The 12,886-nt window shown below is 42.9% G+C and carries 6 protein-coding genes; 5 read left to right on the forward strand and 1 reads right to left on the reverse strand.

All coding sequences use genetic code 11. The annotated features are described in order from the left end of the window. Positions 1-365: 365 nt before the first annotated feature. The 5 genes from V7K27_RS36315 (at position 366) to V7K27_RS36335 (ending at position 6,440) form a co-directional block, all read left to right on the forward strand. Complete coding sequence (locus V7K27_RS36315) at positions 366-1,418, forward strand: fatty acid desaturase (RefSeq protein ID WP_334953733.1); 1,053 nt, start codon at positions 366-368, stop codon at positions 1,416-1,418. Positions 1,419-1,808: 390 nt separating this feature from the next. Next, the gene (locus V7K27_RS36320; RefSeq protein WP_334953734.1) at positions 1,809-2,888 is read left to right on the forward strand and encodes a fatty acid desaturase; all 1,080 of its coding nucleotides are present in this window, start codon (positions 1,809-1,811) and stop codon (positions 2,886-2,888) included. Between the two features lie 573 nt (positions 2,889-3,461). Further along, positions 3,462-4,157, forward strand: coding sequence for a LabA-like NYN domain-containing protein (locus tag V7K27_RS36325; protein ID WP_334953735.1), 696 nt, complete (start codon positions 3,462-3,464; stop codon positions 4,155-4,157). Between the two features lie 29 nt (positions 4,158-4,186). Then, a complete protein-coding gene (locus V7K27_RS36330) occupies positions 4,187-4,897 on the forward strand; it encodes a response regulator transcription factor (RefSeq protein WP_292828268.1) in 711 nt (236 codons plus the stop codon). A gap of 454 nt (positions 4,898-5,351) precedes the next feature. Then, positions 5,352-6,440 (forward strand): sensor histidine kinase, encoded by a 1,089-nt coding sequence (locus tag V7K27_RS36335; protein WP_334953737.1) that lies wholly within the window; start codon positions 5,352-5,354, stop codon positions 6,438-6,440. A gap of 646 nt (positions 6,441-7,086) precedes the next feature. On the opposite strand, the gene V7K27_RS36340 is transcribed toward V7K27_RS36335, so the two are convergent. After that, on the reverse strand, positions 7,087-12,144 hold the full coding sequence (locus V7K27_RS36340; protein WP_334953738.1) for a PAS domain S-box protein: 5,058 nt from the start codon (positions 12,142-12,144) through the stop codon (positions 7,087-7,089). Between the last annotated feature and the right edge of the window lie 742 nt (positions 12,145-12,886).

A 12,886-nucleotide genomic window follows, 5' to 3' on the forward strand; every position in this document is an offset into this window, starting at 1 on the left:
GGAGTTAGGAGACGCGATTAATCGCGTCTGTACAGGAGTTAGGAGCTATGGCGGTTTCCAGGTGCATGAAGTATATATCAAAACCTCACCTCCACCCCCTCTCCTTACTAAGGAGAGGGGAGATAAAGCACAGCTTTATCGGGGTGAGGTTAAGCTGCACTTGACTAGATTAAAAAAGGCTACAGGATGTCTATCTTTTTTAACTCATAACTTATCACTCCTAACTCCTAACTTTTCAAAAGTCTATTTACGGGTGCGCTTGTGTCGGTTAGGTTGCTATAATCCGAAGCGCTAATATCAAGGAATTTTGCGGCAAGTTGCTTTTTGGTGACTTGGTGGAGGAGTTTGTTGTTTTTCAGGTGTCCATGACTACATCAATAATTAACAGCCAGAAAGTAAGTGACGAGCCTGGTAATTCCGATCTAAGGCTCAAAGATATTGTCAAAACCGTGCCACGGGAATGTTTTCAACAGAACCGTCGCAAAGCTTGGACACAAGTACTGCTAAGTGTCTTGGCAGTTGCCTTGGGCTACTACAGCCTAAGCATCACTCCTTGGTTTCTTTTGCCCCTAGCTTGGATTTTTACGGGCACTGCTTTAACAGGTTTTTTTGTAATTGCCCATGATTGTGGTCATAGGTCTTTTGCCAAACGTCGTTGGGTAAATGATTTGGTGGGGCATTTCTTTATGATGCCGTTAATTTACCCCTTTCACAGTTGGCGCATTAAGCATAATTATCACCATACTCATACCAACAAGCTGGATGAGGACAACGCTTGGCATCCAATCCAACCGGAAGTGTTTGAAAATTGGGATAAAACCCGACAGTCTGCTTTTGAACTGTTCATGCGTAAACGCTTATGGTGGGTAGGTTCCATTGGACATTGGGCTGTGGTGCATTTTGATTGGCGGAACTTCAAAACTAAAGACCAATCGAGTATCAAGCTTTCTGTGGCTGTAGTCGTTGTATTTGCAGCGATCGCTTTCCCGATTCTGATCGCCACAACTGGTATCTGGGGATTTGTCAAGTTTTGGCTAGTACCCTGGATGATTTACCATTTTTGGATGAGTACTTTTACTATTGTTCACCATACTGCCGCAGATGTTCCTTTTGTGACAGTGAACAAGTGGAATGAGGCTCTAGCACAGCTATTTGGCACTATTCATTGCGATTATCCGCGTTGGGTAGAAATCCTGTGCCACGATATCAATGTTCATGTCCCTCATCATATTTCCACTGCGATTCCTTCTTATAATTTGCGGCTAGCTTACAGCAGCATCAAAGAAAATTGGCAGCCTTATCTACATGATGAGTGTCAGTTTTCTTGGTCTTTAATGAAGCAGATCACAGACCAGTGTCAACTATACACAACTGATGTTGGCTATAAGACTTTCAACGAATATTATACAGAGCGATAAATAGCACTGTGATTACACTCACGCTCTTGAACCGACAAGAGCGTTTATCATGCTGTGTTTAAATAGAATCTGGCAATTGTTTACTGACTAACATTTTAGGTAAATTGCCAAAAATGATCCGATTGTGTGTTAGCGATCGCTAGCTTTCGGGCATCCTAGAAGTGAGATGATCTTCTCTCAATTGAAGAAGAATTCAGAAGTCAGAATCAATCAGTCGGGGATTCAGACCCGCGACTGAATTGTTGCACCACAAAACAAGAAAATTTGGTGGGGGTGCAAAAACGCCGATTATTCATCCGCTTTTTCGCACAGAATTCATTCTGAATTCTGACTCCTGACTCCTGAATTCTGTTCGATAAAGTTCCGATTTATATTCAACAACAGAATCCAGTGCAATCAAATACCATCGCTTTCAATAACTCTCCTAGTTGTGAAACCTCTGAGAATACGACTAAATTACCTTTCACACTTGGGGATTTAAAAGCTGCAATTCCTGCTGAATGCTTTCAACCCAATGTGACAAAATCACTTTTTTACTTCTTTCGTGACATCTTGATTATCGGTCTGCTTTATGCAGTAGCTCATTACCTGGATTCTTGGGTTTTCTTCCCGATTTTCTGGCTAATGCAAGGAACAATGTTTTGGGCTTTGTTTGTAGTCGGACATGACTGCGGACACCAATCTTTTTCTAAGCATAAATGGCTCAATGATTTGATTGGACATCTTTCTCACACACCAATACTTGTTCCTTATCATGGTTGGCGGATTAGCCACAGAACTCACCATAAAAATACTGGCAATATCGATAACGATGAAAGCTGGTATCCTGTGACAGAATCACAATATAAGGAGATGCCTTTAGCCCAAAAGATCGGCAGATATTATGTTTTCCTCTTGGCTTATCCTGTGTATTTGTTTAAGCGTTCTCCTAATAAGGAAGGCTCCCACTTTTTGCCCAGCAGTTCGCTTTTCAAACCATCGGAAAAATGGGATGTCATCACTAGTACTGTACTTTTGATGGGCATGGTAGGTTTGCTAGGTTTCCTCACCTACCAATGGGGTTGGATGTGGTTATTGAAATATTACGCTGTACCTTACCTTGTGTTCATAATTTGGCTGGATTTGGTGACATTCTTGCACCACACTGAGCCAGACCTTGCATGGTATCGTGGAGAAGATTGGACTTTCCTGAAAGGGGCGATTTCTAGCATTGACCGTAATTATGGTTTGATCAATCATATCCATCATGATATCGGTACTCATGTTGCTCACCATATATTCCTTAACATCCCTCACTACAATTTGTTGAAAGCAACTGAGGCAATAAAACCAGTGATGGGTGAGTATTTCCACAAATCGGAAGAACCCATTTGGAAGTCATTATGGAATTCATGTATCAGCTGCCATTTTGTACCTGATACTGGTAGTAAGGTTTACTACACATCTCAGAAGAAGTTAGCTAAAGGCTAAGATTCAGATTCCCGACTTTTGAATGAAGTCGGGAATCTGGTATTTTCGTCAATGCTTTCTGACAACTTAGCTTTTGAGGTGCGTTGGCGTAGCCCGCCGCAGGCATCGCATATTACATTATTAATGTTTCTAACTCTCTCAGTATTTGAGCATCCTTAGCCTGCGTAAATCTCAACTTCCGGGCTGTAAGGTTATTAAAATAGAGAGGTAAAATAAAATATAGATAGATGACCTTCGCGGATTCCATTGGTGTCAACTTAAGCCCAAACTCATTTAAAATCTCGTTTCCAGCAAGAAGCTGGAAATGCAACTCCTGGTGGCTCTGCCGCAAGTTACGGAGGTGGAGCCTCAATGAGGGGCATTCCCAGTCGGAGACTGGGAACGAGGCAATATCTGGTCAAACTAACCCTGAGAACAATGAAAAACCCTTCCGCTATGTACTTTGAATCCTGTTAGTTTATCTGTATTATGTAGTGACTTAAGATCATTACTTGTTAGGGTTCTAAATCAGCACAGACTATACTATAGACAATTTACTCAAAACTCTTGGCAACTTTAAAATCAGAGGTATCAATGATTATAACTAATTTTAGCAAACATACAAATGAATTTAAGGAATCTAAAGTACTCAAAGCTAAACCACATTGGCAAGGGCAAAATTTGAGCGATACTGCTGGCAAAGGTAAAGATACCAAGATGCGAGATCCTGCATCTGATAGTTCGATTTTCAATAGCTTCAATCGTGGTCGAGTTGCTATTTTTATTGATGGCTTAAGTCTATTTCATACAGCTTTACAACTCGGTATAGAAATTGACTACGTTAAATTGCTTTGTCATTTAACTAACGGTTCCAGACTGTTGCGGGCTTTCTTCTATACTGGGGTTGATACCAGCAATGAAAAGCAACAGGGTTTTTTATTGTGGATGCGTCGTAATGGCTATCGTGTAGTGGCAAAAGAGCTAGTTATGGCGGCAGAGAATTTTAAAAAATCAAATCTGAATGTAGAAATTGCTGTAGACATGATAACTTTAGCTCCTTATTATGATACTGCGATTTTAGTCAGTGGGGATGGAGATTTAGCCTATGCTGTGAACGCTGTCAGTAGAATGGGAGTTCGAGTGGAAGTGGTCAGTCTGCAAACGTCCACTAGTGAAAGCTTGATTGATGTTGCTGACTGCTTCATTGACCTCGATAGTATTAAAGCATACATTCAAAAAGATTCTCATCTTGGCTATAGTTATCGCACGCAGTCTAATTCAAATCTTTAATCTCCGTATTTTGCTCGAACCTAGTTGAAATGGATATTTTAATAGTTGAAGATGAACCAGAAATTGCTCATTTAATTGAACTATCTTTAGAAAAAGAAGGATTTTTTTGTCGCATTAGCCGCGATGGGATGAATGCTTTGCGGATGTTTCAGGAGCAACCACCTGATTTAATCATCCTAGATTTAATGATTCCTGGTTTGGATGGGTTAGAAGTTTGTGCCAGAATTCGCCAAAAACCAGGTGCAAAAGATCCTTACATTTTGATGCTCACGGCTAAGGGTGAGGAAATCGATCGCGTCATTGGTTTGTCTACTGGTGCTGATGATTACATGGTGAAACCCTTTAGCCCCAGAGAGTTGGTAGCTAGGGTACGGGCACTATTACGGCGTAGCCTCCGCCAAGGGGGACAAAATCAAGTCAATCGTACCCAACACTTTATTGTCGATGTAGACCAGCGCACAGCCAGTCGTCAGCTGAATTCTCAGGAGGTTGAAATTTTGGATTTAACTACCCTAGAATTTAACTTGCTAACCACCTTTGTCAGCAATCCAGGTCGAGTTTGGAACCGCACTCAACTAATTGATAAACTTTGGGGAGATAACTTTTTTGGTGATGAACGAGTCGTAGATACTCATGTAGCTCGGTTGCGAAAAAAGATTGAGCCTGACCCGGCAAATCCGACTTTTATTAAAACTGTTGTTGGGGTTGGCTATAAATTTGAAGATCCTCCGGTAGCTTGACACTCCCCGCGATAAATCGACGGGGATTCTTGGTTCAACGAAACCACTTAAAGCGTGATTCCTTGCGTCATCTAGACCAGAGGTGGGATTCTCCCCAAGCGTTAACTTTCCGAGTGCCCCTCGGTAGTTGCATTGGTGCAAGTCCTGTTTTACTTGAAACAATTTGTTCCAAAATTCTGAGTCGTCTAGCCCCTATGAATCTTTTACCTACTGCTAGGAGGAAACTAGAACAATGCAGTAGAACCGCATAGATGAGCCACTGCGTTGCGGGGTTTCCCCCCGTTGTAGCAAGTGGCGTTCAATTATCAAGGTTCAGCGCTTTGTCTTTCGACAGCTAGGTTTTTTAAGTGGTTGATTACCTTTCCACCATCATTAGTATAGTATATTGGTACACTAATTAATTGAAAGCCGTTGTTCTACGACGGGGCTTTAAACCCAATTTTTCGGTGAATATATGAAGATGGGGCTGAGAACGCGCCTATTTTTCTCCCACTTAGTAGTAATGCTCGTGGGGGTGGCTAGTCTGGTGAGCATCAGCAAAATCTCTTCCCCCCGCTTGTTTGTCTTGCATTTAGAACGATTAGAAAATCAGGGGTTCGACTTAATCGATGTCCGTACTGAATTGGTTGCAGGATTTGAACTTGCTTGGCAGCGAAGCACTATTTGGTCAGTCTTAGTTGGCACCACCGCCGCCGGAGGATTGAGTTATTGGGTGTCCAGACGGATTATGGAGCGATTGACCGAGATGGAACAAATCACTCAAAAATTTGCTGCTGGTCAGATGGATGCCCGATTACCTGTGTCTGACATTCCAGAACTCAGTGGACTGAGTGCTAGTTTTAACCGGATGGCAGCTAGTTTAGAAGGGGTTGAAGCGCGGCGGCGAGAAGTGATTGGCGACATGACTCATGAACTACGAACACCGTTAACAGTGGTGCGCGGTTACTTAGAAGAACTGGCTGATGGACAAATTGAAGCGTCTCCTGAAATCTATCGGCGTTTAGCTAGAGAAACTAGGCGTTTAGAGCGGTTGGTGAACGATTTACAAGAACTGTCTAAGGCAGAAGCTGGTTATCTACCAATTAATATCCAACGGTTAAATCTGCGTCCGTTGTTAGAGTCATTAGTGGAGAAATTTACCGACCAACTGTTAGAAGATGGGCCAGTTCTGCTCTTGCAATGTCCATCTGTGCTACCTCCGGTATTGGCAGATATTGACCGCACAGAACAGGTATTGGTTAATCTGCTAGGTAATGCAGTGCGTTATACTAATGAAGGTTTAATTACCATTCATGCTGGGATTGAAGCATCTCAACTCTGGATTGCGGTTATAGATACAGGTATTGGTATCGCTCCAGAAAATTTGCCCCATGTGTTTGAGCGCTTCTGGCGAGCCGACCAATCGCGCGATCGCCATTCGGGAGGCACTGGTATTGGCTTAACTATTTCCCGTCGTTTGATTGAACTACAAGGCGGTCAGATTCAGGTAGAAAGCGAATTAGGAGTTGGTAGTACGTTTCGGTTTTTTCTACCTTTAGCTTGACAATTTTGGATTTTGGATTTTGCGAACGCGAAGAGCGTGTCGGAGACATAAAGTTGCGTGCGGGGGTGGAGGAGTTTGAGCAAACTTTTCAAGACAGATTTTAGATTTTAGATTGAACCAAAATTTAAAATCTAAAATTAGGTAAAAACCCTTGAGATACAAGGGATTGACACAAGGTAGTCACGGCTGTGTCATACCCAATTGCTAATTTGAAAGTATCCAAAATCTTATTTTTTGATAGATGGCGAGATTTTGGAAATGCCTAGATTATAACATTATGTATACTTTTGTTCTGGCTGCTTTTTTGGTTAGTTTACTCAGTCTTTCGGGTTACGCTGCGATCGCTTACCTGTTCCCTCGAAATCGTTCTCAAGACTGACCAATTAACAATTCAAAATTCAAAATTCAAACAGGTATACAGCGTATGCGTTTCATTAATTTGGAATGGATGATTTATTTACGCCGTGTTGTATTTAGGACTTACGCATTGACAGACATAACCAAATATGCATCACATCTCGTTACAAGGCTCTGCCTTGTAATGCTCTTGTAGGAGGGCTGCTGCCTCCCAGTTTGAGAGGAGGCAGCAGCCCTCCCAGTGATCACATTCCCAGGCAGCAGCCTGGGAACGAGGCAGGTAGTCAAATCAAGGTTGATTCTGCCCGATAAGATTGACGATCGCTGTAGCTAAATCCACAGGATCGACGGGTTTAGGTAAGTGTTTTTGAAATCCGGCTGCCATTGCTTGGTTGTAGTTAATTTCTCCAGCATACGCAGTCAAAGCGATCGCTGGAATTTGCCCGCCTTGCTCTGGCGGTAATTTTCTCACCTCGCCAAGCAACATATAGCCATCCATCAAGGGCATTCCAATATCGCTTAACAGGATATCTGGCAATGATAGTGCTAATGTTTCCAGCGCTTCGGCTGCTGATTCAACTGCTGTTACAGTTGCGCCATATTGTTCTAGCGCAAAGCTAAAAAACTCTCGCACATCAGCTTGATCGTCCACAAGCAGGATTTGCACTCCAGCAAGTAATGTGTCTTCAGTGGTGAGTTCTGGTTGAGAAGTCTCATCACTGCTGACTCGCAACTCAGAATTTTTCAGCAAAGGTAGCCTAACTGTAAAGGTAGCCCCTTGTCCTTCTCCCAGACTCTCTGCCTGAACTGTACCACCGTGAAGTTCTACTAGATGACGCACAATTGCTAGTCCTAATCCCAGTCCGCCAAATACTCTGGTTGTCTTGGCATCTGCTTGTCGGAAGTAATCAAATACGTAGGGCAAAAATTCTGGGTTGATTCCCTTACCTGTATCAATCACCTCGATTTGGGCATCTAAGCCAACTTGCTCTAGACGCACTTCTACTCGTCCTTCTGTGGGTGTGAATTTAACGGCATTGGAGAGGAGATTCCACATCACTTGTTGCAAGCGATCGCCATCGCCGAGAACTTTGCCGATATCATTACTTAGCAGCGTTTTTATTTCAATTGATTTGGCTTCTGCTGCTAAACGCACCGTTTCTAGTGCAGATGCGATCGCTACTTTCAAATCTACTGCATACAAATTTAATCTGACTTTACCTTGTAAAATCCGCGAAACATCTAATAAATCTCCAATCAGTTGAGTTTGTAACTTGGCATTCCGCTCGATTGTTTCCAATGCCCGGATTCTAGTGGGTTCGTCGAATTTGCGGGTTCTGAGTAACTTTGCCCACCCTAAAATCGGATTCAAGGGAGTTCGGAGTTCATGGGAAAGGACAGCGAGGAATTCATCTTTAATCCGGTTGGCCGTCTCAGCTTGTGCCCTTGCAGTCTTTTCGGCTTCGTAAAGTTGAGCGCGAGCGATCGCTTGTCCACACTGTTGCCCAATTGTCAATATAAATCCCCGGTATTCTTCATCAAATATTTGGGCAGTGGCAAAGCTTAATCCCAGTGCGCCAATTACTTTGGCTTCTACTACCAAGGGAATGGCAGCCCAGGCATTATTTCCTGTGAGAGCCACTCCATCTGCTAAGTTCGGATATTTAGCAATCATTGCTGCTAAATTTTCTAAAAAAATCGGCTGCTTAGTTCTGACTGTTTCTGCGACTTGGTTAGGTGCTGTGATGGGATAATTTGCCCAGGTATCGATGAGCGATGGCGGATAGCCAATTGCTTGCACAACCTTGAGGGTAGTACCTCCCTCAGTGAGTAAGACAACGCAACCAGCAGTGGCTCCTAAGGCGGCAATTCCTTGGTTTACCACCACATCAGCTACCTGTTGGGGAGTTAGCGCTTCCGAGAGGGCAGCAGTTATTTTTTGTAAAAGTATGGTGCGATTCACAGACCGTTCAGCCGCCTGTTTTGCCTGTTGAGTTTCCTGGTAGAGTCTGGCGTTGTCGATGGCTGTCGCCGCCCGACGAGCAATATCCTCTGCTAAAGCCAAGTCTGCCTGTTGGTAGCGGCGACCTGACTCGGCTGTAAAAAAAGAGATTGCTCCAAACAATTGCCCACGGGAACGAACTGGAATCACCATTAGAGAACGAATACCTAGACTTTGCAGCAATTGCAGATGTTCGTCGTCTTGAGACATCTGTACAAGATGAGACTCAGATAATTCGGGATAAAAGATAGATATTCCCAACTGTAGACGCTCTACAAGCTGTTTAGCTCTATTTTTGGGTGGATAACGCCGTCGGATTTCGTCTAAAGTATTTAGTTTTGTGGGGTCGGCAATTGCGATCGCAATTTGTTTACTTGACCAATCTTCCTGGAAAACATCTACAATACACCAGTCGGCTAAGGTTGGAACTGCCAGATTTGCCACACTTTCCAAGGCGATTTCATAATCTAATGAGGCAGCTAGTAAGGTGCTGGCTTCGACTAAAAAGTTTTGAGTGGCTTCAACTCGTTTGCGTTCGCTAATATCTTCAATAATCCCTAATGCATATTTTGCTTGTCCATTAGCATCCCAAACTGCTGATGAAGTTAGGTTTACCCAAACTATAGAACCATCTTTGCGGATGTAGCGCTTCTCTAGGGAATAACCACTAATTTCTTTTGCCAAAACTCGCCGACAATTCTGCCAATCAACTTCTAAGTCGTCAGGGTGGGTAATTTCCTGAAAGTTCATCTCCATTAACTCTTCATAGCCGTATCCAGTAATCTCACATAGGGCAGGATTAACCTGAATAAATCGTCCATCCAACGCTACTAGATTAATGCCGACAGCTGCCTGATTGAACATTGCCCGAAACCTTTCTTCGCTTTCGCGCAAAGCAACTTCTGTTAGTTTTGCTGTGGTCATATCTGCCAAAATAATTCCAATTCCTACCGTTTCACCCATTGCGTTGTTGACCGGGTAATAGTTGCCCAGCCAGTAGCCGTAACGTCCGGGTTGTCCCCTTGTCTCACCACTAATTTCCACATTTAGCAGGGGTTCTCCAGTATCCAACACGCGCTGTAACTGTACCTCCAACTCAGCCGCCATCGCTGGCAACACTTCCCCAAATTTGCGTCCTAGATGCTCTTCTATGGTCAAACCGTTAATATCAGCGAAAACTTGATTAATTCGGATATATCGCAGTTCCCGATCCAAAAAGCATACTGCCACAGGTGCTGCACCTAAGAGCGCATCTAGAAGAGATAGAGATTCGGCATAATGGACTAAAGCTTGGTGGATATCTTGATAAAGTCGGGCATTTTCCACTGCTAAGGCAGCACGATGGGTAATATCTGTTGCTAAAGTTAAGTCAGTGCGATCGTAGCGACGCTCTGATTCTGCGGTGGCAAAGGAGATGCAGCCGAGTATTTGTTGGTGTGCGATTAAAGGCACAATCATCAAAGACTTGATCCCCATTTGCCGAATTACTTCTAAGTGTTCCTGATTGTGAGTAGTCGCCACCAATAGGGAGTCAGAGACTTCTGAAATTAATTCTGGTTGCCTGGTTTGCAGTACCTTGGCGATTGTACTTGCACCCTTGGAATCTGGAACATACTGCTCAAGTTTACGCGCCAACTCTGCTTTCAATGGGTCTGCATGGGCAATGGGTAGGCGGCGAATGGAACCATCTTCATTTAAAATGTCAACGCTACACCAATCAGCTAGTTGGGGAACTGAGATTTTGGCAATCTGTTCTAAAGTTTGTTCATAATCTAGCGAAGTAGAGAGTAAACTACTAATTTCGGCGATATAGCGGAGTCTTTCCTCAGCCTGTTTGCGCTCTGTAATATCGAGAATAAAAAAAGCTCCTCGATTTACAGTCCCTTCAAAATGGCTAGCACCTGCCAAAATCGGCAAGCGTGAGCCATCTTTACGGATATATTCCTTTTGATATGGTGTGCAAAAGGAACTGTTTTGAATTTGAGTCAGTGCTTCATTATCAAGTGGCACATACTCTATTGGAGTTAGGTCTTGCCAGCGAAGTGTTCCGGCAAGTAATTCTTCACGAGAATAACCTACCATATTCAGCAAGGCATCGTTAGCGTCTGTAATTCTGCCGTCTCTATCCCAGAAGCCAATACCAATCATGTTTGACTCAACCACGCTGCGAAACTTCGCTTCGTTTTCCCGTAATGCTTGCTCAGTTTGTTTGAGTTGAGTAATATCAATTGAACTAATGCCCACTCCCAACAACTGTCCATCCGGCAAACACACGGGATAATAGCTGACAAGACCATAACGATAGACCCCAGGCGGATAAGTTTCACCGCTAACTTCCTGGTTAAGCAAGGGCTGCCTAGTTTGCATCACTTGCTCAAATACACGCTCAATTTGCCCTGCCCATTCCGGTAGTACTTCCCTAAAGGTGCGGCCAATATGTTGACTTTGCGGTACACCGTTGATGGCTGCTAGCGCTTCATTAACATGAATGTAGCGAAGTTCAGTATCGAGAAAAGCCAGCGCCATTGGTGAACTAGTAACCCAAGCATTGAGTAACGCCAAAGATTCGTCTTTTTGCTGAATAGCTTGCTGAAGTTCCTGGTGCAACGTAGCTTTTTCCAGTTCTGCCTGCTTACGCTCAGTAATATTCACACCTGCACAGATAATACCCTGAATGCTATTGTCTGCATCCCTTAGCGGTTCAACCATCAAATCATAGTAACGGTCTTCTCCAGAAATTGTTAGATAAACCTCTTCACGGGTTGAAACACCACTTTCTATTACCTTCAGCTTAATTGCTCTCAATTGCTCTGCTACTAAAGCTGGAAATAATTCATCATCAGACTTACCTAAGACTTCTTCAGCAGTCTCTAGACCTTGAGGATTATGAATCCACTGATATTGCAAATCGCGATCCTGCTGAAAGATCACAATATCTGAACTACTTAAGGCTAATCGAAATCGCTCCTCACTAACTCTCAGCTTTTGGAGATTTCCATCAGCGCTTCTTTTAGCAGTCTTTAATCGCTCACAGATGATACTAAAGAGCAATCCTTGTAATACAAACAATCCAATTCGCACAAAATCGGATAAGTCAAAACTCAGATCATAAGCTGGGGAGAGAAAGAAGTAATCGCTCAATAACGCAGACAAACAGGTTGCTAACAGCCCTGACTTCAAACCACCATACCAACCACTCACCATTACAGCGCTATAAAATAACAGAAAAGGAGTTTGACTCATGCTTAACCAGGGGTCTAGCATTAACATCAGCACTAATACAAGTGCAACAATTAAGACAACTATGCCATAACGCAGTAAGTGGGAATAATGAAGATGGGGCATGAAAATGTCTTGGAACAACCAATACTTATTGCTTAGGCTGTATATACCCTAAGCTAGTTTGTAAATTTTAGTAACTTATCCACAGATAGATTTTTATTTAGTTTTAAAACGTCTTTTGTTAGAAGCTAATTTCTCAGAAATATACTATGGAAAGTCAAAAATTATTGTGAATTTTATATATAGCAATCCTGTTGGATTTGTAAAAATTTAAAGCTACAGATCCCTAACTTGAAGCAACTGGGGCGCGAATTCCATTCACTATGCATTAGGGATATTTTTTCAAAAGTGAGTAAGATGCACCCTTGCTACAAGTAAGTGGGCAAGAATAAATGAAACTATATTACGCAATATAAAATTAATTAAATTGGCTCGTAGTCATCATCTCCAGTGCTATTTTCACGGCGAAGCCTTTACTACAAACCTTTAATTATTCACGCCCAGTTACTTACTAAGTAGTAGGAAGGCGTAATTAAATATAAGATCAAACCTCACCCTCAATCCCTCTCCTTATTAAGGAGAGGGAAGCCGGAGGCAGGGTGAGGTTATTTAATTTCACCCACTTATATCATTTCACGCAAACCCTGATACATATAGATTTATCTTCGGGGCACAGCAATGCTTATTGGTGTCAACTTAAGCCCAAACGTTTATCCCACAGGCGTTTTACCCCCCTTAATCCCCCCGATATATTGGGGGGAAACAAGAAAATCCAGTTCCCTCCCCTTTATAAGGGGAGGGTTAG

Origin of the sequence: Nostoc sp. (genome assembly GCF_036919575.1) — a bacterium.
GTDB lineage: Bacteria > Cyanobacteriota > Cyanobacteriia > Cyanobacteriales > Nostocaceae > Nostoc.

Bases quoted from the DNA above. Each gene is read 5' to 3' on its own strand.
- V7K27_RS36315 (WP_334953733.1), top strand. From the start codon at position 366: ATGACTACATCAATAATTAACAGCCAGAAAGTAAGTGACGAGCCTGGT.
- V7K27_RS36325 (WP_334953735.1), top strand. From the start codon at position 3,462: ATGATTATAACTAATTTTAGCAAACATACAAATGAATTTAAGGAATCT.
- V7K27_RS36335 (WP_334953737.1), top strand. From the start codon at position 5,352: ATGAAGATGGGGCTGAGAACGCGCCTATTTTTCTCCCACTTAGTAGTA.
- V7K27_RS36340 (WP_334953738.1), bottom strand. From the start codon at position 12,144: ATGCCCCATCTTCATTATTCCCACTTACTGCGTTATGGCATAGTTGTC.
- V7K27_RS36330 (WP_292828268.1), top strand. From the start codon at position 4,187: ATGGATATTTTAATAGTTGAAGATGAACCAGAAATTGCTCATTTAATT.